This is a genomic window from Pseudomonas sp. FG1, from assembly GCF_034313875.1.
In the GTDB taxonomy this organism is placed as follows: Bacteria; Pseudomonadota; Gammaproteobacteria; order Pseudomonadales; family Pseudomonadaceae; genus Aquipseudomonas; species Aquipseudomonas veronii.
This window is the reverse complement of sequence record NZ_JAVIWP010000001.1, coordinates 3,398,200-3,422,934: the sequence shown is the minus strand read 5'-3', so window position 1 is coordinate 3,422,934 and position 24,735 is coordinate 3,398,200. Positions and strand designations below refer to the sequence as shown.

Here is a 24,735-nt window from a genome sequence, read left to right as displayed (position 1 = left end):
AGATTTAGCCTCAGTCAAGGGCACCTGCCTGCCCAGACAATAAAAACAATAAGAGGCCAGTTCATGCATACGCCTACACCCAGCAATATCCTCTGCGACGTCGTTGACGCCCTCCCTGTCAGCCGGTTGCAATGGGAGGGGCTCGCCCTCTGCGTACTGGTCGCAGTGCTAGACGGATTCGACACCCAAATCGTCGGTTTTCTGGTGACTGCCATGGCATCAACCTTGAACGTAACGCCCCAAGCCTTGGCACCGGTGTTCGCGGCGGGTTTATTTGGTTTGATGCTCGGCGCACTGCTACTGGCCCCTATGGCGGATCGCTTGGGGCGCAAGAGAATTCTGGTGTTGTCGATCCTGCTGTTCGGCACATTCGCGTTACTGACCGCTTTTGTTAACAACGTCTCGCAGTTGCTCGTCGTGCGCTTTCTGACCGGCATAGGCCTCGGCGGGGCAATTCCCAACCTGGTGGCGCTGATCTCTGAATACAGCCCGCGACGTTACTCGCGCAGTGCCGTGACGCTGCTGTTCTGTGGCATGCCACTGGGCGCCATGCTGGCTGGCTTGACGGTCGACCAACTGCTCGCTACCTGGGGGTGGGAAAACCTTTTCCTGATCGGTGGCGCGCTGCCGTTGCTGGTCGCCGGCGTTGTGGTGTGGCGGCTTCCAGAGTCGGTTGAGTTCCTCAGTCGCCAACCCGGCAGTCGTGCTGCCCTCAGCGCTATCATTAAACGGCTCGCACCCAACCTCGCAGAACTGCCCGCCAGTCTTGGCCAACTACGCCAACAGGCAACCTCCTCTACCTCCCTGAGTCGTCTTTTCACAGCCGGCATGTGGCGTCGCACCCTGCTGCTTTGGCTGCCGTATGCCATGAACTTGCTGATTTTGTACTTCATCATGAGCTGGATCCCGACGCTGTTAGTGGCAGCCCATGCACCGCTGAGCATGGGCATTCGCGCCATCATTCTCTTCAGCCTGGGAGGTGTGATCGGCTCGGTCGTACAAGGCTGGCTGATGAACCGCTGGGGGTCGGTCAACGTATTGACCATCGAATTCATGGGCTACCTGACAATCGTGCTGGCGCTCAGCCAATTGCCTGTTTCGATTTATTCGCTTTTCCCCGCAATGTTGTTGCTGGGCATTTTGGTGCAAGGCGCGCAGGCAGGTCTTAACGCTTTGGCCGCCGAGTTGTACCCACAGGAAATACGCTCCACAGGCATCGGCTGGGCACTTGGCGTCGGGCGAGTGGGTTCCATTACAGGGCCCGTTTGCGGCGGCTTGATGTTGGCAGCCGGCTGGGTTTTGACAGAGATCCTCAGCGCAGCGTTGGTTCCGGGAATCATCGCGCTGACGGCGATTACCTTGCTACGACTTGACCCCGCGAGCAAACAACAACCCACACCCTCCCAGTCTGTTACACATCATTGATGCAACCAGAGGCATACCCATGAAAATCGCAAGCTTCGTTTACCAAAACCGTTCCACGTACGGCATTGTTAAAGGTGACCACGTCATTGACCTGGAATCACTCAAGTCTCACCTGGGTGCGGACCTCAAAGAAGCCATCGCGCGCAATCGACTGAGCGAACTGGGGGCTGATGCGCTGAAAGACCTGCCTCGCCTGGCATTGAGTGAAATCACCTTTTTGCCGGTCATTGCCAACCCAGGCAAAGTGCTCTGCATCGGGATCAACTACGCTACGCATGTGCGCGAGACTGGTCGGGACATGCCGACCTACCCGATGATTTTCACCCGCTTTGCCGACAGCCAGACCGCACACCTGCAGCCCATCGTTCGCCCAACCGTGTCCCACAAGCTTGACTTCGAAGGTGAACTGGCCGTGGTGATCGGCAAGACCGCTCGCCACGTCAAACCGGAGGACGCCTTGGACTACGTCGCCGGCTATGCCTGCTACAACGACGGCAGCGTACGTGACTGGCAGAAGCACACGATCCAGTTTGTTCCAGGGAAGAACTTCCCGGCCACCGGAGGATTCGGCCCATGGATGGTCACCAGCGATGAAATCGTCGACCCGCAGGACCTGGAACTGACGACTCGTTTGAACGGCGAAGTGATGCAACACACGCGCACCAGCGACATGATTTTCGATGTGCGCAAGTTGATCGAGTACTGCACCGCGTTCACTGAACTGGCCCCTGGAGACGTAATCGTCAGCGGCACCACCGGCGGCGTTGGTGCATTCCGCGAGCCACCAGTCTGGATGAAGCCGGGCGATATCGTCGAAATCGAAATCGAGCGCATTGGTATCCTGCGCAACAGTATTGTAGACGAGAGTTGACATGCAAAGACCGTTTGATTCCGAAGACACCACCGAGCACCTGGCAGACAGCAAAGGCTCCAGCCTGGAGCGGATGCTGCGAATTCTCGACCTGTTCACCGAGCACCATCCCATCTGGACGGTCGACGGGATGGGAAATGCGCTGGGGTTCACACGCTCCACTGCCTACCGTTATGTACGCGAACTGGCCGAGGCCAATTTGCTGTTTCAGGTGGAGGCCGGTCGCTATGCGCTGGGCGCGAGAATCATCACCTGGGATCGCCAACTGCGCGTCAGTGATCCGTTGGTACGCGCGGCGCACTCCCTGGAGTCGACCTTTCCGCAATGGGGTGCCGAGCAAGCCTGGTTGGTGTGTCGGCTGTTCAAGGATCAAGTGGTCTGTATCCATCAAACCGGCAACCTTTCCAACCAAGTGAGCTACTCGCGAGGATCGCCAAGACCTTTGTTCATGGGAGCGACCTCTAAAGCGATCCTCGCCAACATGGGCTCACGGCATCAAAGCCAACTGTTTCTGGAAAACCCGAGTGACATCGAGTCCAGCAACCTTGGCAAGACGTGGGAGGTGTTCCGGCGCTCGCTCCAACGCTTGCGCCGCCAGGGATATGTGCTGAGCACCAGCGAAGTCGATGCTGACGTCTTTGGCCTCGCGGCCCCCATATTCGATGGCGACGGCAAAGTGGTGGGCAGCATCAGCTGCGTGCGCCCGACCTCGCAACGCGATAGCGAACAGGATGAAGTGCAAGGCCAGCAAATCCTCGCCCTTGCCGACAATCTTTCACAACTCATGACCGCGCTGGCGCACAGACCAGAAGTACTGGACTGACCAGCCCGGCGGTCACCGAGGGAATAAAAATGACAACCTTTACACCCGTGAATACTGACGTACTGATTATCGGTGCCGGCCCGACAGGACTCACGTTGGCCAACCTCCTCGGACAGGCCGGCGTGCGTACGACCATTCTTGATCGTAAAGCCGGCACCGTGACTGAACCGCGTGCCGTTTCGATCGACGATGAGTCGCTGCGAACCATGCAGGCAGCCGGGCTGGATGAAGCCGTGTTGGCTGACGTCGTCAAAGGCTACGGCGTTCACTACTTCGACAAGCCAGGGGGACGTTGCTTTGGCAAGGTCGAACCTGTCGGCAAGCAATACGGCTACCCCAAACGCAATGCGTTCAGGCAACCCCTGTTCGAACGCACGCTGATGCAAGGTATGGAGCGTTTCCCTAGCCTGACTCCGCTTTTCTGCCATGAACTGATCGACTTCACACAGAACGCCTCAGGCGTTCTCGCTCGAATACAAAATGCGGCCGGTGACACGGTTGAGGTGCACGCCCAGTACATGGTTGCCTGTGATGGCGGCAGAAGCCCGGTTCGAAAACAACTGGGTATCGATATGGTGGGTTCCAGCTTCAAGTCCCGATGGTTGGTCGTGGATCTGGATCAGGACGATGACCCGTTCTGGCAGACTCGTGTGTATTGCGACGCGCAGCGACCTGTCGTAGAAGTGCCCGGCCCTCATCAGACACGTCGCTTCGAGTTCATGCTCAAAGACGACGAGACTGATGAGCAAATGCTCAGCGACGCTAGCCTTGGCAACTTGCTGCGGCCGTTCCGGGGTGAAAAAGCTTATTCGCTGGTGCGCAAAGTGGTCTACACCTTCCACGCCAGGGTTGCCTCTCGCTGGCAGGAAGGTCGTGTTTTTCTCGCCGGTGACGCTGCGCACCTGACCCCACCCTATGCGGGCCAAGGCATGAACAGTGGTGTGCGTGATGCGCATAACATCGCCTGGAAACTTGTGGCGGTACTCAGGGGACAAATGGCGAAAAGCGCCCTCGAGACCTATGAAAGCGAACGCCGCGATCATGCCTGGGCGCTGATCAAGCTGGCGCTGAATCTCGGGGTGGTCATGGCGCCGGCTTCAGCCTTGCGCGCCAAACTCATTACCAGCACCTTCCGCGTGATCGGGCTGATCCCGCCTCTGCGCGATTACTTTCTGCAAATGAAGTTTAAACCAAAGCCTCGTTTTACCCAGGGCCTGGTGTTATCCCAAGGTAAGGCCGGCAACCTGCGCGCCGGGACCATGCTGCCGCAGCCGACTCTTTTCGACTCTCACGGCTGCGCGCAACTGTTGGATGAGCACATCGGCCCGGGCTTTGCCTTGATTCAATATGGCGATCTGCGCAGCCAACGCATGGATCAACTGCAGCACCCGCTCTGGACCCACCTGGATGCCAAGCGCATCGTGATCATTCCACAAGACGCTCCGCTTCCGCCCCCTTTGGCGGGACTCACGATCGTACATGATCGCAACGGTGAGTTATGCGCACTGTTTGCCGAGGCCAGCACCTTCCTGCTGCTACGTCCCGACCGCTATGTCGCCGCCATATTTGACCAGGCTCAGGAGTCAGAAACAGCTCTGGCTCTTCAGTCCTTGTTGGGCATTGCACAGGCTACGACAGTCGCCGTCGCGGCTGCCAATACCGCCCATTCCCCAGTTACTCTTTGATCGCGGAGTTTTCCATGACGACCCTCCAGACTTCGACCCCTGCTCAACTGTGCTACCTGCACCTGGCAAGCAAAGAACCTCAACGCCAGGTAGATTTTTATACGCGAATGATGGACATGCGCGCATCGCCACAAGCAGATGGCAGCCAGGTGATGCGGGGGCCGAAACGAGCGGCAATCATTTCGCCAGCCGACCATAGCGGCCTGCTGGCCGCTGCCTTCAACCTCCACTCCAACGCCAAACTGGAAGCGCTGCGTCAGAACCTGATTGAGCGTGAATGCAAGATGGATCCGGTGACCTCGCCTTTACTTGAGCCAGGCGCGTTTGCCATTCGGGATCCACAGGGTCGCCAGACAATATTCGGCGTAGTACTTCCCGATACAAGTGCTGAACTGCAAGGCATGCCGTCGAGGTTGCAGCACGTTGTGTTCCAAACCACCGAGCTTGAGACGATTATCGACTTTTACGTCAACACCGTTGGCTTCACCATTTCCGACAACGTGGTCGACCAGGAAACCGGCCAGCTCATGGTGTGTTTCCTGCGCTCCGACGACGAGCATCACTCCCTCGCCTTTTTCCGTGGGTCGAAGAATGAATGGGACCACCATTGTTACGAAACCAATGAGTGGAATGACATTCGTGATTGGGGCGACCGGTTTGCCAAGGAGCGCATCAGCATTTTCTTCGGCCCTGGCCGTCATGGTCCGGGCAACAATCTGTTTTTCATGGTGGTCGATGCCGATCGGAACCGACTGGAATTCTCGGCCGAACTTGAACTGGCGCCAGCAGACCGTGAAGCCGGCGTATGGCCGCAGAGTGAGCACACTCTTAACTCATGGGGCCGCGCCTGGATGCGCACCTGATTTTGCAGGGAAGTCAATCCATTAAATTGATCGAGTCGCCTAAATGAACAACCAGAACGCACCCGCTCCATTTGCCATTCAAGGTCATCAATACATTAACGGCCGCTGGCAGCCAGGTCGCTCAACCAAACGCCTGGACAACCGCAACCCCTTCAACAACGAGTTGCTGTTGGACATGCCGCTCGCCTCGGTCGCCGATCTGGATGAAGCTTATCTGGCCGCCGAAAAGGCACAGCTGGAGTGGGCTGCGCTACACGCCGGCCAACGGGTTATGTTGCTTGAAAAGCTTGCCGTTATCGTTGCGCAGCGCAGTGAAGAAATTATCGACTGGCTCATCAAAGAGTCGGGCAGCACTCGAATCAAGGCTGGCATCGAGTGGCAAAGCACGCTGAACCTGGTCCGAGAATGCGCGAGCATGCCGATGCAAGTAGAGGGTCGGATCTTGACCAGCTACAAGCCCGGCGAACAGAGCTTTGTGTTCCGTGATCCACTTGGCGTTGTAGGGGTGATCAGCCCATGGAATTTTCCTCTTTATCTAAGCATGCGCTCCGTTATTCCGGCCTTGGCATTAGGTAATACCGTAGTGCTGAAACCTGCGAGTGATACCGCTGTCAGCGGCGGATTGTTGATCGCCTACCTACTGGAGGCGGCGGGCTTCCCTGCGGGCACCATCAACGTTGTTGTGGGCGCCGGATCGGAAATCGGTGACGCCTTCGTGGAACATCGAGTACCCAGGCTGATCTCGTTCACCGGTTCTACGGACGTGGGGCGCAATGTCGGGCGCATCGCCACGGGTGGCAAGCACATCAAACGCGTTGCTCTTGAACTCGGTGGTAACGCGCCACTGGTGGTGCTGAATGATGCCGACGTTGAAGTGGCAGCTCACGCAGCCGTGGTCGGCCGTTTCCTGCATCAAGGGCAGATATGCATGAGCGTCAACCGAGTGATTGTTGATCGCACCTTATACCCGGCGTTTGCAGAACTTGTGGTGGAGAGGGTCAGCAAGCTGAAAGTGGGTAACCCTAATGATGCGGACACCGTGATTGGGCCTGTCGTCAATCAATCGCAATTGAATGGCCTGTTACGCAAGATTGATCAGGCACACAGCGCTGGCCTGACTAAACTGTTCGGCGCTTCAGCCAACGGTCTGTTGCTCCCACCGCATGTTTTCGGCAACGTAAAAGCCGATGACGCCCTGGCGGTAGATGAAACATTTGGCCCACTGTTACCAATGCTCATAGCCGACGATGAAGCGCACGCCCTGCGACTTGCGAATGCCAGCGAGTATGGGTTGTCCAGTGCGGTATTCACCCAAGACATGGCGCGCGGGTTGCAGTTCGCTCGTGGCATCGTCGCCGGCATGACGCACATCAACGACATCACCGTCGATGACCAGCCAAACGCGCCCTTCGGAGGTGAAAAGAACTCCGGGCTCGGGCGTTTCAACGGTCATTATGCCGTCGATGAATTCACTCGCGCACACTGGGTGACCTGGCAGCCAGGTGGTCACCACTACCCTTTTTAATGCACCACGCAGTCAGCCCCTGTCGGGGCTGATTGTCATGCAGGGCAACAAGGTGAGTTGGCGTTACTCGTCGCCGCCCAAAGCCGCTACCTGAGCCTCTATGGACTTGATGCTTTGTTTGTCGGCTGCATTTTGCGGTGTAACGCCATCGCCCAAAGCGGCATGAAAAGGGCAACCGACAAATTTAGGATCGTTCTTGTACGTTTCGACGTAATGCTCGGGGAATTGCTTGTCCAGCGCCTGGATGCCCTTTCGCACTTCGGCTTTATCTTCACTGGACATGTTCATCCGCTCTTCGATATAGGCTTCAGTCGGATCGTCGGCATTCATTTCCATCATGCCCATCATGTAGCCGGCCAGTTGCGGCAAAAGCTGGGCCGCGGCGGGGTCAGGGCGGTCGACCTGCATGGTGTCGAGCGTGGTGGTCAATGACATGGCGCGCAGTAACTGATGGCCAAACCAATGCAACTCCTTGGGGAAGAAGCGGAAGACAAACTGCTCATGAATCGCCGTGATAATGAGATTGCCACGTTCAAGCTTGGGTTTTGGAGCATTTTCGAAGGCTTCGCAAAATTCCACGAGCGCGTCGAAACTATCCGGGTAACCAGTGATCGGCTGATCGTTTTCAGCACGGAAGAGTTTGCACATGTCACCCCAGAACAAGTGCGCGGCAATCTTCTCGTTCTCGGAGAGGCCCGGGGCGCCCATCTTCAACTTCAGACGGTGCATTGTGATGGCGGTGAATGCACAGACGTACACGTAATCGTCATTATAAGAAAAGGCACCGGGATACTGCTTGGCCCAATGCGCATGAAGATTATTAATACCTTCAACCGACTTGATGGTGCGGCTGTCTTCAGGACCGTAGAACCACCACAGCGCATTGGCGCTGCCGGTCTGCTCTACACGCGAGGTGGACCGTGAAACGACTTTGCCACCGTCTTCACGCCAGACCGCTCTGGAGCCCCAATCGGTGACGACAAAATTAGGGAAGGTCAACGCGTAGATGAAGTTCTGCATGAAGTCGTTCAGCCCGTAGCTGTTCGATAAACGCCAGATTTCAATGTAATCCTTGCTTGGGTCGAGGCTTTGGATTTTGGCTTGAATCCACTTTTTAGGGGCAGACATGTAGATCCTCTCTTCGCTTGAGTGCACATAGTGAATACGAAAATAGAGGCCTCTGATCAGCGGCCTTCAGTCGTCAGACAGAAGCGCTCATGGCGCAACGTCTGGGTGCTCTCGATTTAAAAACACCACCACTTACGATAGGGCCTCGCCCCGGGCCAGTCTCCGGTCTGTCCATCCAAGCTCGACGGCGTTTTTGGTATTGCAGTATCACCGCGACGCTATACTGCAATCACAGTGCGCTGGATCCCCACGGGCGGCTGCGTGATGCGTACATAAATAATCATTACGACTCACAGGGAGTACCGTTTGACTACTGATCTCTATTCTCACCTGCAGCCAAAAGGCTCGGTCGAGGACGCTTTTTCCAAGGCGGTGATTGGTCAGCATCATCTGACCAATGCTGTGTTGAAGATGGGTGAAGGTGCGGTGGCCTGGGCGCTTGAGGAGGCCGCCAGTTCCCTCAAGCGCTTGCAGGACGAATTTCAAACGGTGCCTGACTTGCCGACGCCAGAGATACGCCTCAACCTTGAAACGCTCATCCTCGATATATTCATGAGTTCGTTATCGAGAAAAAGTGCGCACTTTACGCTGAAATTGATCCCTTCAATGGCGCGACAAGCTGCACGTCGCGAAGTACCGTTCAGCAGCATCGTCAAAAACATGCGAGCCAACCAGACTATCTGGGTCAATCATTTTTTCACCGCGTCGGCGTCCAGGACTTTTGCACCCTCAACGGTTCAACGGTTAGTCACCAACGGTGCAGGCGTGGTGGATGAAATCATCGAGCACTTTGTGCTGTGCTACCTGGACGAGCGTCAGGTGCTGATGGAAAGTCAAATCGCGAGACGCCGCGCCCTTGTGGAAAAGTTGATCGGCAATGCGGGCGCGCTTCAACCATTCGAGCTAAAGCAAATCAAAAAAGATCATGGCCTGGATCTTGAGCATTTCCATGTCGGTATCATTATTTCTGATCTCAACACCAAGCTCAGCTCAGACTTGGGTGAGTTACAACGCAATTTACAAGATGCAATCATCGGCGATACACCGCTGGTAGTTTCCTTCACTCAGCATTTGACATGGGCTTGGGTCAGTACACCGCGCGCCCCTACTCCGACACAACTGAAACGACTTGAAGAAACACTGGGGCAATTAAGTGGAACTCAATGTGCACTGGGTGAACCAGCGAAGGGCCCTGCTGGGTTCAGGCGTACTCATCTTCAAGCCAGAGATGTCAGTAGCGTTGCAATCCTTTCCCCAATCAAAGGCGTCATGCGCTGGGCTGACCATGTCCTGACGATCCTGGTCGGTCAGGATCTTGAAAAGGCCGCGTGGTATGTCGACTCCGTGCTCGGACCTCTGGCAAACAAATCAGAGAAAGCCGGCGGCTACCGCCAAACACTCAGCGCTTACTTGCAGTCAGGCAACAGCTTGCTCCACGGTGCTGAAGCGCTAGGTATTCACCGCAACACGCTAGTGTATAGACTGCAACAGATAGAACTACTGCTGGGTTGTCCTATCAAGCAACGAGAGCTCGAAATACGCTGCGCCTTGCACCTGATCACCCAGTACGAGGGCCGTGTCCTCAAGCATGAAAGGGAATAGAAACAGGTAAACAGTGAGATTGATGTATCCCAGTCGATAGACCATCAACGCACGTTTCAAGCGCTCGAGGGCCGCCGTACTGCAATACCAAAACCAATCATTATTTTGGTTTTCCGGCCTAATGACTGCGCTCGGTACTTCTTCTAACTTGTAAGCCATCCGCAGGAAGCGCAATGACCATGCGCCCAGTGAGATGACAACAAAAATAAGAGGAAAACCCGATGACCCGCAAATGGATCGCCGCGCGTATTGATCAGCTCGACCCTGCTACCGACTATGACGAGATCTGGAAACTCTCTGCGGCTTATCGGCCAACCGACTTCATCATGAATCTTGTGTACGCCGTCACTTTCCCTCACTTCTTCGTAAGGGAATTGGACGCGTTGCCTCTCATTGACAACGGTGACGGGAAAATTCTAAAAAACTCATTCAGACGCTCCGATGACACATCCTGGAAGATGCAGGTTTGGTGGCATTACGGTTCACACCACGACAAGACCCGCGAAAACGTTGAGTCGATAAACAAAATACACTCCCACTACGCTCAGCGATTTGGCGAGAGCTTCAGCCGCAACGACACCTACGTCTACACGCTTTGCTATGAAGCAGCCGGCATGCATCGCCTGATGCAACGCGTAGGTATGGCGGGCATGAGCGAAAAAGAGAAGCTCGCCGCTGTTAAATACTGGCACCAGATGTCAACCATTTTTCGCAACGCCGGGACGGGCGAAGCGATTACAGGCTTCCCTGATTCCTTTGATGGAATCATGGCCTTCATGGATCGCTGGGAAAGTGAGGATGTTCCCAAACACGACATGGGCCCACCGGCGGCGCGAGCAATAATCCAACAGTTCGCCGATCGTTATTTTCCAAAGTTCTCACACTCTCTGGTATTTGCCTGGGTGATCAGTCTTTATCCCGATCATCTGATCCGCGCCTACGAACTCAAACGACCCTCACCGTTGGCCAGGAAAGCATTGCGTTTGTTTACTGCCGGTTTTCTGTGGATGGGGGAAAAGGTGATCCCTGATCCGAAGGACACCTTCACGGAACGCCGGCAAGTGGCGCATGCCGCCAAGCGCGCTGCGGGTGCATCTAAAACACCAGATCAGCAGAGCGAGCAGGCGAAAGTCGCGGGTTGCCCTTTCCATCGATTCAGAGCAAAGCCCTCAGCGTCTGATGCCGCGAGCCCAGGTACCACGCAAGCAAAAAAATAATGTGCCAAAAGCACATTGGTACCAGATTGCTTGATGCAAAAGCACTCTGGGAATTACCAAATAGCGCCAAAAAAAATAACAATAGAGCCAACAACGATGAACACAATAAAAAAAATTTGTCCAGCCTTGCTAGTCCTCGCCACTCTCTCGTCCCTAGAAACTGTAGCCGCCAACGGCCCTCCACCGCCTAGCGTTGGGGAGCCGAACGGGATCAATCTGGGAGGCACCAGTTTTTACGATGGATTTGCCGGCCTGCCCGGCTTTTCGTTCCAGCAATACTTGAGGTACACCAGCGCCAGTTCGATTCGAAATAACTCGGGTAAGGAAATCAAAGACTTTGATAACCCGAAGATCAATGTCACCAGCCTGATCAACCAACTCAGCTATTACTCGCCCAACACTATTGGCGCGGGCGCACACCTGGGCTGGAACATCATTGTGCCGATCGTTTCACTCGACGGTGACTTTGGTAGCAACGGTCCACAACTCAAGGACAACGCCACTGGAGTTGGCGACGTCACCACCGGCCCGCTGGTGCAGTTCGATCCTATTGTCGATGAGCATGGACGACCTATTTTCGTCCAGCGCCTGGCACTGGATGTGTTGTTACCCGTCGGTAAATACGATGAACACAAGGACCTCAACCAAGGATCTAACTTCTACTCGATCAATCCTTACTGGGCGGCGACCTGGATGCCCGCACCCCGCTGGGAAGTGAGCTGGCGCTTGCACTATCTGCAAAACTTTAAAAACAAGGACCCAGCCAGCAGTTCAGTGCAACTGTTCGAAGGTCAGCCTGTGCGTGATACCCAGGCAGGCAAAGCGGCATGGATTAACTTTACTGCCTCCTATGAAGTGATACCCAACGTCTCAGTTGGCCTCAATGGGTATTACTTCAAACAAATAAGTGATGATGAGGTCAATGGTCACCGCCTCGCCGACTCTCGCGAAAAAGTGCTTGGGATTGGCCCTGGGGTGTTCTGGAAAGTAGGCGATGGTGATGGTGTCTGGTTCAACACTTATCGTGAGACCGAAGTAGAGAACCGCGCACGCAACGACTACGTCGTGCAGGTACGTTACGCGCACACCTTTTGAGGTCAAGAGCATTATCCTCGATGTAGCGATACGTCGAGGTGGCGCTCAACTCTTCCCCGCCACGGACGCGTTGGCTTCCAAGTTAACCGTTCGTCGAAATAAATATTGGATATGGAAGTGGGTCGACAAATGGAAGGTGGGCCTCAACGAGCTGAACGGCAATCTGCAGGTAACTCCTACCGAGCACAATAGCCGTTCGTGTGTCTTTTGCGTTTGTCCGGCTGCACTGAAGATTAGCGCTACCGAGAACATATCCGTCGTTCACACCGAGATCGCCTATGACTTGTGCTACCTCAGTAATTCTTAATTCTACACAAATTTCAGATCCGCGTTTCGCCGATTATCTCGCCTACTCCGCAATGCCGCGAGTCGCATCAGGATGAAATTAACCCTGCATCGTTTCTGCTGAAAGACCACGCCAATAAAACGAGATCCATGATGCAATATTCGCTCGCAGGCAAAATGATGATGACGCTCACACTGGTCATGCTTTGCGTTTCACTCGCTGTCGCGACGCTCAACTATCAATTCACGTCTCGGGAGTTGAGCAGACAGCAACTCAGGCAAGCCACTACGTTACTTGAGCTTGCGGCACAATCCCTAAGCGAACCGCTCGCGAGTGGTAATCAGGCTCAGATCGAAAATTTGCTGAATGAACTGTTGCGCGCCCCCGATGTTAATGGACTAACGGTGCGCGATTCCCGTACGCAACGTTCAACTTCTGTCAGTCAGAAAAACGCGGCTAATGTCTCCTTCCGGATCAACACACAGGTAATGCATCATGGTCAGGCGCTGGCTATGCTGGATATTGAGTTCAACAACCAGGCGCTGAGAACGACCCTGAAAACTGTATTACTGCAAAACTTGGCAGTCACCGCAGTTTTGTTGCTCGCTACCTTGGGGACTGTGTGGCTATTGACCCGGCGTCACATTCTGCGACCAGTCAAAGAGGTCAGCCTTTGCCTGGCGCAGATAGCACGAGGTGAAGCTGACTTGAGTAAACGCCTAGATGCCAGTTGCCCTGATGAAATTGGTGAGTTGGCTGGCAACTTCAACCTAGTGCTTGAACGGCTATCGAACCTGATTGCGGATGTCGGGCTCGTCTCTAGCGCTCTCGATCAGCATGCCGGTGAAATGGACATAACAACTGGTCACACCTCGCACGCTACCGCCCAGCAGGTCCAGCAGGTCGAATCCGTAGCCGCTTCCGTGCAGCAACTCGCTCGATCCGCCATCCAGGTTGCCAGACACGCCTCGAGCACTAGCGCACAAACACGCGAGTCGGCAGCCCATGTCTGCGAAGGGAACGCCATGATGGACGCCAGCCAGCAAATGGTCGAACGCCTGGGGACACAGATAGCCCATACCGCTCTGAAACTGGGTGACTTGATGCGAGACAGCGAGGGGATCGGTGCGATGGTGGTCACTATTCGCGGGATCGCCGAGCAGACCAACCTCCTCGCCCTGAACGCCGCCATCGAAGCCGCACGAGCCGGTGAGCAAGGACGAGGATTTGCCGTGGTCGCTGACGAAGTCCGTGCCCTGGCGCTAAAGACCCGCCAGTCGACCGAAGTCATTGAAAATATTGTCACCCAGTTACAGGGCGCAGCGCATCAGGCACGAGAAGCCATGGAGGGTTGCCAGAATGCGCTGCAGGATGCGGTGGGCACCTCACGGCAAGTCGGTGAGTTCCTGACGCGAATCAGCGAAAACATTCAGGGCATCAATGAAATGAACCAACACATTGCTTTGGCTGCTCAGGAGCAGAGTACTGTCGCGGAAACGGTGAACGAAAATATCATCATCATTCACCGACTGAGTGATGGAGTCTCCCACTATGTCAATGACCTAGCTGATGGAGCACGACTCCTGAATAAGCAAAGTCAGTTGCTGCACCACAGAATAAGCTCTTTCAAAGTCTAGCGATGCATAGGTTATTGGGAGAAGCACCGTGGTGCTGTGCGTCTAAATCGTCAATTGAAACAAGCGTAAGAACTCGATAACCAGAGTGCATTAGGTGCTTAATGCTCGGATCTCTCACGAAAAAAAGGATATCGATTTACCAACAAATAAAACCGAATCAAGGGACAGTTGCCGCACGGAAGCCCAGCTAGTAAAGGCCATAAAAACGTAGTTAGCGGATCTGCTCCCTCGAATATGAGGCTGCTCCTATGTATGAACCCGACAGCTACAACGTTTTTGCAAAAATTTTTTATCGGCCCATTGACGCAGCTATACGCTGGTGCAATCTCATGGCTCATGAAACCCAAATACTAGAATCGGCTTGGGACTGTCCTGCGCTCCTGTCAAAATACTTCCCCCAATGGCCGTGCCTACAGGCAAATACCGAAAAAATTATAGATGCCATTCGCCATGGCGACCTGGCCTATGGCTGCTTCGGCGTGTCGGTCACGATTGGCACGCCCATCGATTGCAGTCAGATAACTATCCGCCATACTGACCTCAGAGTTTGGATGGCGCGCTACTACCCTGACCAAAGACCAAGCTTTCTTTTCGAACAGTCCTTCAACCAACAAGGAGCTATCAGCCCTGGCACCTATCTGGCCTTACAAGCCGACCGAGATGCAATGCAATTGCGGATAAAAAATATAGAAGCGTCTTATCAACAACTACTCGATGAGCTTGAGGCAATGGGGTTGGAAAGAGAAAATATCCATCAGTTACTAAAGTCCAACAGTAAACTCAGTGACCGCAGTGAAATCGGCTACCTGAAAGTCATAGGGGCGTTGCTTGAACTAATCTTAGGACACTCGCCATCAGGTAAACCGCACTCAGTATTTGATAGTCAATCCTCCATCGTCAATTCCATCTCAGCTCATCGCAAAGACGATCCTGGCCTGAGCAAACGCACGCTGGATGCAAAGTTCGCCGCAGCCAATCGCATACTCAAAAAAGATATCTGAGTGGAGCAATTGCACTGCAATACCTCCCTGAATTCAACACATAAGTGCAACGCTCACCCCTGCATAAACTTCGTACGGCGTCTTCCAGCCCAGGCGTTTTCGCGGGCGTAAATTGATCTTCGTTACCACGCGACTGACCGCCTCGACGGTCAGCTTGCTGAAGTCGCCGCCCTTGGGAAAATACTGCCGGAGCAGGCCGTTGGTATTTTCATTAGTGCCTCGCTGCCAGGATGAATAGGGTTCTGCAAAAAAGACTTGGCACTGGCTCCGATGCGCAATGCGTTCATGCCCGGCAAACTCCTTCCCGTTATCCAGCGTCAGCGTGTGAACAGCATGCCCCTTGAGCAACAGATTGATCGCCCGCGTTACCTGCCGGCGCGTCCTGCGCTTGACCGGATAGGCGCTCAGGTAGCCGCTTTTACGATCAACCAGCGTGACCAGATTGCCGCCTACGCCATGCACCGTGTCACCCTCCCAATCACCTAGACGCTCGCGGGCTTCGACCTCAGCAGGGCGCTCGGTTATCGATACGCGATTACGCAACTGTCCGCGCCGGTCGTGGCTTCCGTAGCGTTTTCGGTACAGCTTCCTGCGGTGCCGCAAATACTTGTATAACTCGCCACCTGCGTGTTTGTCGGTGGCGATAAACCGATAAATCCACTCGTGACTGACCGCGCGCTCCGGCTGCTCTTGCTTCAGGCGCTGAGCAATCTGCTCCGGGCTCATACCGTGTTTTAGCCAGAGCGGCAGATAATGGCTGAACCACGTTAATGGCTTGCAGTGCTTGCGCGCCTGCGCTCGACGGGCATCACTTTCATGGGTCGCAGCAACCGCTTTGTAGGTCTTCTGGGAGCTGTTGCGGCGAACCTCACGACTGATCGTCGAGGGATGTACGCCAACCTGTTTCGCGATGCTTGCCTGGCTTTTTCCGGCGCTCAGACCGGCCTCAATCTGGTAACGTTGGCCCTGAGTCAGCTGCCGGTAATGCGTAGTCATCTGCGCTTGAATCCTTCGGTGTGAGAGCCTGGATTCTACCGGTGGCTGACTCTCTGCCTATCGTTTCAAACGTTGCACTTATTCTATGAATTCAGGCTCTGATTGCAGTGCAATGACTCTCCCCCAATTCTGCTATTCAATTCAGGTCACTTCCCACCACGCGCCAATCGGCGCCAGGAGTGACCAGCATGTCCAGCCAATCCTTACCCATCGTTGAAGCACCTCAACTGCAGGTAGAACGCCACATCATGCGACGTGACGAGGTGGAGCGAAAAACCGGCTTCAAACGCGCGCACATCTACAACCTGATGAAGGAAGGTAAATTCCCTCAGGCTAAACGCATTGGATTGCGGGCAGTCGGCTGGGACTCGCTAGAAATCGAGCAGTGGGTCGTTGAACGCTTAGGCAAACAGGCCTGATGCCATGCGTGTGGTATCGGTGGTTTCCACCAAAGGCGGGGTGGGCAAAACCACAGTAGCCGCCAATCTCGGCGGCCTACTGGCTGACGCAGGCCTACGCGTCCTGCTACTGGATCTGGATAGCCAACCCACCCTCTCCAGCTATTACGCCTTGAGCCAGAAGGCTGATGCCGGTGCGTACGAGTTCATCGCACTCAACCTAGCTATGCCTGCCCAGATTATTTCCAGGACAGTGATTGCAGGGCTCGACCTGATCGTCTCCAACGACGATCAAGGTCGACTGAGTACCTTGCTGCTGCACGCCCCTGACGGGCGATTACGCCTACGCAATCTGCTCGACAACTTCCGCGCCCGTTACGACCTGCTTTTGATCGACACCCAAGGTGCGCGTAGCGTGCTGCTGGAGATGGCCATCCTGGCCTCCGACCTTGCCCTCTCTCCCATCACCCCGGAAATGCTCGCCGCCCGCGAACTGCAGCGTGGCACCTTGAAGCTACTCAGCGAACTCGAACCTTTCCGCCACCTGGGCATTCCACCCCCACCCTTACGACTGCTCCTGAACCAGGTGAATGCCATTCGAGTGGACACCCGGATGATCATCCGTGGCCTGCGCGAGACCTTCGCAGGAGCTAACAACATCTCGGTTCTAGACACCGCAATTCCGGAGCGAGTGGCGTACCTCAACGCCGCCTCCCTTGGCCTACCGGTCCACCGAGTCGAGACACGCCAGTCACGGGAACGACGCTCGCCATCCGCGATGGAAACCATGCAAGCGCTGGCCATCGAGTTGTTTCCGGAATGGCGCGAAGCGATTTCTAGGGTGGGCAGGTGCACGGAGGTTAAATGACACCATTCACCATGCCGGCACTTCTCGCCCAATCATTGTGTTTGCTCGACCTTATAGCCAACAGCGTTTGGCAAGGAGTCTTCTGATGTTGGATCAACTTCCCATCATCGCTCCACCATTCACTCGACCACACCACCCATCTGGCTGCGGATTCCACGGGCATCCGGCCACCCATTCCATGAACATCCGGCCACTGATTCCACGATGATCCGGCCACCCGTTCCACGGCCATCCGGCCACCCACAAGGCAGGCAGCAACGCAGGATTAATTCACTACCATCGACCTCTTTTATCGAAGCAGAGAGGTCGTCGTGGAGCGGTTATCCATGCGTAAAATTAAGGAAGTGCTACGTCTCAAGTTTGAGGTCGGCCTATCTGCTCGCCAGATCGCTGTCAGCTTGCAGGTGGGTCGCGCAACTATCGGTGAGTACCTCAATCGCTTTGCTGCCAGCGGGCTGACTTGGCCGTGTGCGGCGAGCGAGGCGCAGTTGCAGCAGCGTCTTTTTCCGCCACCACCCGACGTCCCCAGCGATCAACGTCCGATGCCGGACTGGACTCATGTCCACGCAGAGTTGCGCCGCCCCGGCGTAACCCTGGCCCTGCTTTGGCAAGAATATCGACTCGCCCATCCGCAAGGCTTCCAATACAGCTGGTTCTGCGAGCACTACCGGCTCTGGGCCGCCAAGGTCGACGTGGTCATGCGCCAGGAACATCGCGCCGGCGAAAAGCTGTTCGTCGATTACGCGGGTCAGACCGTGCCGATCATCGACCGGCGAACCGGAGAGATCCGCCAGGCCCAGATCTTCGTCGCCGTCCTCGGCGCCTCCAGCTACACCTTCGCCGAGGCGACCTGGTCGCAGAAACTGCCCGACTGGCTGGGCTCGCATGCCCGCTGTTTTGCTTTTTCGGCGGCACCGCACAGATCCTGGTGCCCGACAATCTGCGCAGTGGCGTGACCAAGGCGCACCGTTACGAGCCCGATATCAACCCCAGCTACCGCGATCTGGCCGAGCACTACGGCGTCGCCGTATTGCCCGCTCGCTCACGAAAACCCAAGGACAAAGCCAAGGTCGAAGTCGGTGTTCAAGTGGTCGAGCGCTGGATCCTGGCGGTGCTGCGCAATCGGCAGTTCTTTTCGCTGGGTGAACTCAACACCGCCATCGGACTGCTGCTGGATCGCCTCAATCAGAAGCCCTTCAAGAAACTGCCCGGCTCACGCCGCTCGGCCTTCGAGACCATCGACCAACCCGCGCTGCAACCGCTACCAGAACATCCGTATGTCTACGCCGAATGGAAAAAGGTGCGAGTCCACATCGACTACCACGTCGAAGTCGACGGCCATTTTTACTCCGTGCCGTACCAACTGGTGAAACACCAACTCGAAGTACGCCTGACCGCGCAGACCGTCGAGTGCTTCCACGCCAACCAGCGCGTGGCCAGCCATCTGCGCTCGCCGCACAAAGGCCGCCACACTACCCACACCGAGCACATGCCCAAAAGTCACCGCGAACACGCCGAGTGGACGCCCCAGCGGCTGATCCGCTGGGCTGAGCAGACGGGCCCGAATACGGCCGGTGTCATCGCCTACATCCTCGAACGCCGAATCCATCCGCAGCATGGCTTCCGCGCCTGTCTGGGCATCCTGCGCTTGAGCAAACAGCACGGCGAAGAGCGGCTGGAAGCCGCTTGCCAACGTGCGCTGGCCCTAGGCGCATGCAGTTACAAGAGCCTCGAATCGATCCTGCGCCAAGGCCTGGAACGGCTACCTCTTGCCCAGCAAAACCTGCCGTTACTGCCCGATGAACATATCAATCTGCGCGGCCCTGGCTACTACCACTGACTGAAAAAGGAGCACGAACATGCTGCCTAACCCGACCCTCGACAAGCTGCAAATCCTACGCCTGCACGGCATGATCAAGGCGCTTGGCGAACAACACGCAACGCCCGACATCAACGATCTCAGCTTCGACGAACGCCTCGGCCTGATGGTCGACCGCGAGCTGACCGAGCGCGAAGACGCCCGCCTGACGACTCGCCTCAAAGCCGCACGACTGCGCCATAACGCCTGCCTGGAAGACATCGATTACCGCAGCCCTCGTGGCCTGGACAAGGCGCTGATCCTGCAACTGGGTAGCGGCCAGTGGCTGCGCGATGGCCTGAACCTGATCATCGGCGGGCCGACGGGCGTAGGCAAAACCTGGCTCGCCTGCGCGCTGGCTCATAAAGCTTGCCGCGACGGTTACAGCGTGCGCTATCTGCGCCTGCCGCGCTTGATGGAAGAACTGGGCCTGGCACACGGCGACGGCCGCTTCGCCAAGCTAATGGCCGGCTACGCCAAGACCGACCTGCTGATCCTGGATGACTGGGGCTTGGCGCCGTTTACCGCTGCTCAGCGGCGCGACATGCTTGAACTGCTGGACGACCGCTACGGCAACCGCTCGACGCTGGTAACCAGCCAGATGCCGGTGGACAAATGGCACGCACTGATCGGCGATCCGACCCTGGGCGATGCGATCCTCGACCGGCTGGTACATAACGCTTATCGGATCGAACTGAAGGGCGAATCGATGCGCAGACGCGCAACGAAATTGACGGCGACAGAGACTTCAGACTAACAATGCAAGCCTGCGTCGCTGCGCTCCGACTGCCCGGCCGGATGAGCGTGGAATAGGTGGCCGGATGTTGGTGGGCTGGGTGGCCGGATGGCGTGGAATGCGCACACTGGGCTTGCATGAGCTGCTTGCAAGCGATTTGGTTGCAAAAATCAAGCAATGTGAGGGGTGTACTTGGTTGTTTATCGATACGTCCAAGAATCACCGGAGACGTTGGTGCGCGATGGCTACGAGCGGGAACAGAGCAAAAGCGCAGCGGCACTACCAATCGAAGGCAGCACCCGAGTGATCCAAGGATAGGCACCCTCAGCCCAGAGATGGAGATGTCAGCTGAGTAGACTGTAAAGCGAATGCGGGCAGTGCTTTCCAATACCCTAAAGTAGCTCCACCAGCACACCATTCGCGTACTTCCCTTCCTCAGGATTGAACATGCCGGTAAATGCACATCAAGTGTTGCCGCTGACCGAAAACTGACCCAGTAGAGGCTCTTCTGCCGACTGAAAACTGACCCAGGTGTTCAACTGCTTCTGCTCACTTTTCGAGCAGGAGAACACAGGGTGATCAGCATGGAAATGTTGGGAAAAATCCGGCGGATGTACTTCCGCGACAAGCTCTCGCTGCATCAGATAGCCAAGCGTACCGGGCTGTCGAGAAACACCATCCGAAAATGGGTCAGAGCGCCCGAAGCCATTCAGCCAGCGTACCAACGGTGCGCAACCTTCAATAAGCTCAGCCCTTTTCACGAGACCCTGGAGCAGGCGCTCAAGGCCGATTCGTTCCGGCCAAAACACAACCGCAGGAGCGCCAAAGCACTTTTTGAGCAGATCAAAGCCGAGGGTTATGACGGCGGTTACAGCCAGCTCACGGCGTTTGTGCGCTCTTGGCGAGGCGAGCAAGGCAAGTCTTTACGCGCTTTTGTACCGCTGACGTTTGCGCTCGGTGAGGCCTTTCAATTTGACTGGAGCGAAGAAGGTCTGCTGATCGGTGGTCTTTTTCGACGTATCCAGGTCTCCCACATGAAGCTGTGTGCCAGCCGCGCATTCTGGTTAGTTGCGTACCCCAGCCAAGGCCACGAGATGCTGTTTGATGCCCACACCCGTTCGTTTGGAGCGTTGGGTGGTGTGCCGCGTCGCGGCATCTACGACAACATGAAAACGGCTGTCGACAAGGTCAACAAAGGCAAAGGGCGCACGGTCAACGCCCGGTTTTCCGTGATGTGCGCGCACTATCTGTTCGATCCGGACTTCTGCAACGTGGCCTCTGGCTGGGAAAAAGGCATCGTCGAAAAGAACGTTCAGGACAGCCGGAGGCGAATCTGGCTCGATGCTCAAAACTGTATGTTTCACACCTTCGAGGAACTGAATGTCTGGCTCGGCCAACGTTGTCGGTCGCTCTGGAGCGAACTGGTGCATCCGCAGTACAACGGGCTGACGGTGGCCGAGGTCTTAGAGCTGGAGCAGGTCGAAATGATGCCAATGCCGACGGCATTTGATGGCTACGTCGAGCGTACCGTGCGGGTCTCCAGCACCTGCCTGATCAGCGTGGCGCGAAATCGCTATTCAGTGCCATGTGAGCGCGTCGGCCAGTGGGTCAGTAGCCGTTTGTACCCTTCGCGGATCGTGGTCATTGCTGACGAAACGGTGATCGCCAGTCACGAGCGCCTCTTTGATCGAGATCAGGTCAGTTTTGACTGGCAGCACTACATCCCACTCATCGAACGCAAGCCTGGTGCATTGCGCAACGGTGCGCCATTTGCTGATCTGCCAAAACCGTTACGGCTTCTCAAACGAGGACTGAGGCGTCACACCAACGGTGATCGAATCATGATGCAGGTACTGGCTGCTGTGCCAATTGCGGGGCTCGAACCTGTGCTGGTGGCGGTGGAGCTGGTACTTGAATCGGGAAGTCTGAGCGCCGATCACATCCTCAATGTCCTTGCCCGCCTGACCTCCACCGCACTACCTCCCAGTGTAGAAACCAGCCTGCAACTCAAGGTCGCGCCTGTTGCCAATACAGCACGCTACGACCGGCTCCGTGCGACCGATGAGGAGAATCGCAATGCGTGACCTAATGACTGAACTCAAAGAACTTCGCCTGCACGGCATGGCCAGTGCTTGGGAAGAACTGGTCTCTCAAGGAACAGCGTCGACGGCTTCATCGAAATGGCTGCTGGAACATCTGCTTCAGCAGGAACATGCGGATCGCGCGGTGCGCTCGGTGAATCATCAGATGAACATGGCAAAACTCCCCATGCACCGTGACTTAGCTGGCTTTGACTTCAGCGCTTCCAGCGCTGATGCCCGGCTGGTCAGCGATCTATCCAGCTTAGCGTTCACTGAAACGGCGCAGAATGTCGTGTTCATTGGCGGCCCTGGAACCGGGAAAACACACCTGGCCAGTGCCTTGGCTGTATCCGGAATCACGGCCCACAACAAACGCGTGCGCTTCTTTTCCACGGTGGATCTGGTGAATCTGCTGGAGCGTGAGAAGTACGATGGCAAGGCAGGGCGAATCGCCCAGGGACTGCTTCGCACAGACCTGGTGATACTGGATGAGCTGGGATATTTGCCCTTTAGCCAAAGCGGCGGTGCCCTGTTATTTCACCTGCTGTCCAAACTGTACGAACACACCAGCGTGGTCATCACCACCAACCTCAGCTTCTCGGAATGGTCGAGTGTGTTTGGCGACGCCAAGATGACCACCGCGTTGTTGGATCGGCTGACACATCACTGCCACATCGTCGAAACGGGCAACGAGTCCTACCGCCTACAACACAGCACCTTGGCCGCCCAGACAAAGATCAAGTCACGGGAACGAAAGCGCAAGGACGGAGATGATGTCGAGGACGATGAGCCATTTTGATCCGCACCATAAATACCCTGCTGCATGCCTACATGCGGTGGGGGTTGATGCGTCTTGAATCGGCCCACTGCTGCTAAGCTTATCCACAATTGCTGGGACAGAAATCAGCAATCCGTCCTGGGTCAATTTTCAATCGGCAGGGTGGGTCAGTTTTCAATCAGCGCCAACATTAACCCGTCTACTGGGAGATTTCAGTGGACTAGCCGTTGCTTTGTAAGCCTGTCAACCATTGGAGGTATCTCCGGATTATTCAGCGGTATGCTCGGACTTGGTGGCGGCTTCATCATCGTGCCAGGAGTTCGGCAGTTTAGTAACCTCAGCATGCACGGTACTGTTGCCACAGCCCTGGCGGTCATCGCGTTCATTTCAGTGGGTACGGTAACCGCATTCCTGCTGGCAGGTGGCGTTATCGAATCAAGCGCATGGCGCTTTATTGGAGCCGCAGTGGCCGGGATGCTGGTGGGGCGCACCCTTGCACCAAAAGTTCCGGGCAGTCTGCTACAAATAGTATTTTCTTTGCTGGTGTGTGTGGCAGCGGTGATGTTGCTAGTAAAGACGTTGATGCCATTTCTTCAGTGAGAGGTCACAGGATGAAAATACTAGTCAAAACGTTTACCGATACTCTGACAGGCACCTTCAGCTACATCGTATATAGCGAAGGTCGAAGGGAGTGCGCTGTAATCGACCCCGTTTTGGGGTACGACTTCAGATCGGGAAAAACCGACACAAAAGGCGCCGATGACATTTTGGCTTTCGTCATAAGCCACGGCCTTGAGGTCACATGGCTGCTTGAGACACATATGCACGCAGATCACTTATCCTCATCGGCCTATCTTCGCAGCAAGGTCGGTGGGAAAATTGCGGCGAGTGAGAAGGTAAAATCAGTACAAGCCGTATTCGGAAAGATCTATAACTTCGAGCCTGAGTATTACAAAGCGGAAGGTTTGTTCGACTATTTTTTCAGAGAGGATGAGCAATTCGAAATCGCAGGCATGCCAGCGATTGCTCTATATGTCCCTGGACATACTCCCGCAGATGTTGCGTATGTCGTCAACAATGAAGCCGCCTTTGTCGGAGACACCCTATTCGCTCCTGATTTGGGAACCGCTCGGTGCGATTTCCCAGGTGGTGATGCCAAACAGCTCTACGCGTCGGCTCAGCGCATTTTGGCTCTACCTGAGGAAACCCAGCTCTACCTATGCCACGACTATCCTCCTGAGGGCCGAGAGCGCCAGAGCGTCGTTAGCGTCTTAGACCAGCGCAGTAAGAATATTCACATCCGCCACGGAGTAGATATGGCCACGTTTGTGAAAGTGCGAGAGTCGAGGGACGCCACCCTCGCTATGCCCAATCTCCTTCTTCCATCACTCCAGGTTAATATCCGAGCTGGCGTGCTTCCCGAGCCAGCCAATAACGGGAAACGCTACCTGCGCATTCCTCTCAACGAGGAATAGTCCCCAATCGCTTCCGCACCTCAGACCGTGCCCCCCTTTATTAAGCACGGCCCAGCGGATATTCCCGCACTCACGCCATGCCATACCATACCTCTGCCCAAACCAACTCATTTCGTTTTCACCTTCCCCTCCCACGCCCCACCACCAATCATTCGTAGATGCTCCGTTTGCCACATCAAGCAAATAGGTCTTGGGGGATCACCAGACAAATGGGCATCAACTAGAAATCGCCCTCTGACCTAAGTTCGCTCAACCCCTAAAGTCAGACATTTTGTTAACAATGTTTACAAATTGGAAGGTTTCTGAATTTTTAACCTGCAATACAAATACAACCTATCATATTGATTTAATTGAATAAATTATGAATAACCACAGTTGGCACCTCGT

21 protein-coding genes and 2 pseudogenes are annotated in these 24,735 nt (G+C 55.5%); 21 read left to right on the top strand and 2 right to left on the bottom strand.

Annotated features, from left to right (window positions below):
* Positions 1–63 precede the first annotated feature (63 nt).
* Genes RGV59_RS15955 through RGV59_RS15930 form a run of 6 tightly spaced genes read left to right on the top strand, consistent with a single transcriptional unit; the run spans position 64 to position 7,192 of the window.
* Positions 64–1,425, top strand: coding sequence for an MFS transporter (locus RGV59_RS15955; protein WP_020300870.1), 1,362 nt, complete (start codon positions 64–66; stop codon positions 1,423–1,425).
* A 19-nt stretch (positions 1,426–1,444) separates the two neighbouring features.
* Entirely contained in the window at positions 1,445–2,296 is an 852-nt protein-coding gene (locus RGV59_RS15950) for a fumarylacetoacetate hydrolase family protein (protein WP_020300871.1), read from the top strand.
* A gap of 1 nt (position 2,297) precedes the next feature.
* Positions 2,298–3,119 carry an IclR family transcriptional regulator gene (locus tag RGV59_RS15945; protein ID WP_126587352.1) on the top strand — a complete coding sequence of 274 codons (822 nt, stop codon included), beginning with the start codon at positions 2,298–2,300 and terminating at the stop codon, positions 3,117–3,119.
* Between the two features lie 29 nt (positions 3,120–3,148).
* The gene (locus RGV59_RS15940) at positions 3,149–4,804 is read left to right on the top strand and encodes a bifunctional 3-(3-hydroxy-phenyl)propionate/3-hydroxycinnamic acid hydroxylase (RefSeq protein WP_185833620.1); all 1,656 of its coding nucleotides are present in this window, start codon (positions 3,149–3,151) and stop codon (positions 4,802–4,804) included.
* Positions 4,805–4,818: 14 nt separating this feature from the next.
* Positions 4,819–5,667, top strand: coding sequence for a VOC family protein (locus RGV59_RS15935; RefSeq protein ID WP_126587353.1), 849 nt, complete (start codon positions 4,819–4,821; stop codon positions 5,665–5,667).
* A gap of 43 nt (positions 5,668–5,710) precedes the next feature.
* Entirely contained in the window at positions 5,711–7,192 is a 1,482-nt protein-coding gene (locus tag RGV59_RS15930) for an aldehyde dehydrogenase family protein (RefSeq protein ID WP_047531102.1), read from the top strand.
* 63 nt (positions 7,193–7,255) lie between these two features.
* Here RGV59_RS15930 and RGV59_RS15925 read toward each other — a convergent pair whose 3' ends face one another.
* A complete protein-coding gene (locus RGV59_RS15925; protein ID WP_126587354.1) occupies positions 7,256–8,320 on the bottom strand; it encodes a hypothetical protein in 1,065 nt (354 codons plus the stop codon).
* 306 nt (positions 8,321–8,626) lie between these two features.
* Between RGV59_RS15925 and RGV59_RS15920 the strand changes: the two genes are divergently transcribed.
* From RGV59_RS15920 to RGV59_RS15900, 6 genes and pseudogenes are all read left to right on the top strand, one after another.
* The gene (locus RGV59_RS15920) at positions 8,627–9,922 is read left to right on the top strand and encodes a PucR family transcriptional regulator (RefSeq protein ID WP_150786958.1); all 1,296 of its coding nucleotides are present in this window, start codon (positions 8,627–8,629) and stop codon (positions 9,920–9,922) included.
* Positions 9,923–10,143: 221 nt separating this feature from the next.
* Complete coding sequence (locus RGV59_RS15915; protein ID WP_090406428.1) at positions 10,144–11,139, top strand: hypothetical protein; 996 nt, start codon at positions 10,144–10,146, stop codon at positions 11,137–11,139.
* Between the two features lie 96 nt (positions 11,140–11,235).
* Positions 11,236–12,234 carry a SphA family protein gene (locus RGV59_RS15910; RefSeq protein ID WP_126587404.1) on the top strand — a complete coding sequence of 333 codons (999 nt, stop codon included), beginning with the start codon at positions 11,236–11,238 and terminating at the stop codon, positions 12,232–12,234.
* Positions 12,235–12,669: 435 nt separating this feature from the next.
* Positions 12,670–13,299 (top strand): annotated as a pseudogene (locus tag RGV59_RS31725) (HAMP domain-containing protein); the annotation flags it as partial.
* A gap of 69 nt (positions 13,300–13,368) precedes the next feature.
* Complete coding sequence (locus RGV59_RS31720; protein WP_416152047.1) at positions 13,369–14,157, top strand: methyl-accepting chemotaxis protein; 789 nt, start codon at positions 13,369–13,371, stop codon at positions 14,155–14,157.
* A gap of 248 nt (positions 14,158–14,405) precedes the next feature.
* Entirely contained in the window at positions 14,406–15,158 is a 753-nt protein-coding gene (locus RGV59_RS15900) for a hypothetical protein (protein ID WP_069551383.1), read from the top strand.
* Positions 15,159–15,191: 33 nt separating this feature from the next.
* On the opposite strand, the gene RGV59_RS15895 is transcribed toward RGV59_RS15900, so the two are convergent.
* Complete coding sequence (locus RGV59_RS15895; RefSeq protein WP_017846754.1) at positions 15,192–16,154, bottom strand: IS30-like element ISPsme1 family transposase; 963 nt, start codon at positions 16,152–16,154, stop codon at positions 15,192–15,194.
* 188 nt (positions 16,155–16,342) lie between these two features.
* Between RGV59_RS15895 and RGV59_RS15890 the strand changes: the two genes are divergently transcribed.
* The 9 genes and pseudogenes from RGV59_RS15890 to RGV59_RS15850 all read left to right on the top strand — a co-directional run bounded on the left by RGV59_RS15890 (position 16,343) and on the right by RGV59_RS15850 (position 24,348).
* Complete coding sequence (locus tag RGV59_RS15890; protein ID WP_020300882.1) at positions 16,343–16,573, top strand: AlpA family transcriptional regulator; 231 nt, start codon at positions 16,343–16,345, stop codon at positions 16,571–16,573.
* A gap of 4 nt (positions 16,574–16,577) precedes the next feature.
* On the top strand, positions 16,578–17,420 hold the full coding sequence (locus RGV59_RS15885) for a ParA family protein (RefSeq protein WP_126587411.1): 843 nt from the start codon (positions 16,578–16,580) through the stop codon (positions 17,418–17,420).
* 326 nt (positions 17,421–17,746) lie between these two features.
* Positions 17,747–19,260 (top strand): annotated as a pseudogene (gene istA, locus RGV59_RS15880) (IS21 family transposase).
* A gap of 19 nt (positions 19,261–19,279) precedes the next feature.
* Entirely contained in the window at positions 19,280–20,035 is a 756-nt protein-coding gene (gene istB, locus RGV59_RS15875) for an IS21-like element ISPsy14 family helper ATPase IstB (protein WP_057711072.1), read from the top strand.
* A gap of 64 nt (positions 20,036–20,099) precedes the next feature.
* On the top strand, positions 20,100–20,321 hold the full coding sequence (locus RGV59_RS15870; RefSeq protein ID WP_322247009.1) for a CGNR zinc finger domain-containing protein: 222 nt from the start codon (positions 20,100–20,102) through the stop codon (positions 20,319–20,321).
* Between the two features lie 277 nt (positions 20,322–20,598).
* The gene (istA, locus tag RGV59_RS15865; RefSeq protein WP_102619021.1) at positions 20,599–22,098 is read left to right on the top strand and encodes an IS21 family transposase; all 1,500 of its coding nucleotides are present in this window, start codon (positions 20,599–20,601) and stop codon (positions 22,096–22,098) included.
* Entirely contained in the window at positions 22,091–22,894 is an 804-nt protein-coding gene (istB, locus tag RGV59_RS15860; RefSeq protein WP_029241171.1) for an IS21-like element ISPsy20 family helper ATPase IstB, read from the top strand. The genes istA (RGV59_RS15865) and istB (RGV59_RS15860) overlap by 8 nt, the downstream gene beginning before the upstream one ends.
* Positions 22,895–23,035: 141 nt before the next feature.
* Complete coding sequence (locus RGV59_RS15855) at positions 23,036–23,473, top strand: sulfite exporter TauE/SafE family protein (protein WP_322247145.1); 438 nt, start codon at positions 23,036–23,038, stop codon at positions 23,471–23,473.
* An 11-nt stretch (positions 23,474–23,484) separates the two neighbouring features.
* Positions 23,485–24,348: an MBL fold metallo-hydrolase gene (locus RGV59_RS15850; protein WP_126587060.1), complete on the top strand. Its 864-nt coding sequence runs from the start codon at positions 23,485–23,487 to the stop codon at positions 24,346–24,348.
* Positions 24,349–24,735 lie beyond the last annotated feature (387 nt).

Bases quoted from the DNA above. Each gene is read 5' to 3' on its own strand.
- RGV59_RS15900 (WP_069551383.1), top strand. From the start codon at position 14,406: ATGTATGAACCCGACAGCTACAACGTTTTTGCAAAAATTTTTTATCGG.
- RGV59_RS15955 (WP_020300870.1), top strand. From the start codon at position 64: ATGCATACGCCTACACCCAGCAATATCCTCTGCGACGTCGTTGACGCC.
- RGV59_RS31720 (WP_416152047.1), top strand. From the start codon at position 13,369: ATGGACATAACAACTGGTCACACCTCGCACGCTACCGCCCAGCAGGTC.
- RGV59_RS15895 (WP_017846754.1), bottom strand. From the start codon at position 16,154: ATGACTACGCATTACCGGCAGCTGACTCAGGGCCAACGTTACCAGATT.
- RGV59_RS15915 (WP_090406428.1), top strand. From the start codon at position 10,144: ATGACCCGCAAATGGATCGCCGCGCGTATTGATCAGCTCGACCCTGCT.
- RGV59_RS15930 (WP_047531102.1), top strand. From the start codon at position 5,711: ATGAACAACCAGAACGCACCCGCTCCATTTGCCATTCAAGGTCATCAA.
- RGV59_RS15885 (WP_126587411.1), top strand. From the start codon at position 16,578: ATGCGTGTGGTATCGGTGGTTTCCACCAAAGGCGGGGTGGGCAAAACC.
- RGV59_RS15945 (WP_126587352.1), top strand. From the start codon at position 2,298: ATGCAAAGACCGTTTGATTCCGAAGACACCACCGAGCACCTGGCAGAC.
- RGV59_RS15910 (WP_126587404.1), top strand. From the start codon at position 11,236: ATGAACACAATAAAAAAAATTTGTCCAGCCTTGCTAGTCCTCGCCACT.
- RGV59_RS15870 (WP_322247009.1), top strand. From the start codon at position 20,100: ATGTTGGTGGGCTGGGTGGCCGGATGGCGTGGAATGCGCACACTGGGC.
- RGV59_RS15890 (WP_020300882.1), top strand. From the start codon at position 16,343: ATGTCCAGCCAATCCTTACCCATCGTTGAAGCACCTCAACTGCAGGTA.
- RGV59_RS15950 (WP_020300871.1), top strand. From the start codon at position 1,445: ATGAAAATCGCAAGCTTCGTTTACCAAAACCGTTCCACGTACGGCATT.
- RGV59_RS15935 (WP_126587353.1), top strand. From the start codon at position 4,819: ATGACGACCCTCCAGACTTCGACCCCTGCTCAACTGTGCTACCTGCAC.
- RGV59_RS15925 (WP_126587354.1), bottom strand. From the start codon at position 8,320: ATGTCTGCCCCTAAAAAGTGGATTCAAGCCAAAATCCAAAGCCTCGAC.
- RGV59_RS15940 (WP_185833620.1), top strand. From the start codon at position 3,149: ATGACAACCTTTACACCCGTGAATACTGACGTACTGATTATCGGTGCC.
- istB (WP_029241171.1), top strand. From the start codon at position 22,091: ATGCGTGACCTAATGACTGAACTCAAAGAACTTCGCCTGCACGGCATG.
- istA (WP_102619021.1), top strand. From the start codon at position 20,599: ATGGAAATGTTGGGAAAAATCCGGCGGATGTACTTCCGCGACAAGCTC.
- RGV59_RS15850 (WP_126587060.1), top strand. From the start codon at position 23,485: ATGAAAATACTAGTCAAAACGTTTACCGATACTCTGACAGGCACCTTC.
- istB (WP_057711072.1), top strand. From the start codon at position 19,280: ATGCTGCCTAACCCGACCCTCGACAAGCTGCAAATCCTACGCCTGCAC.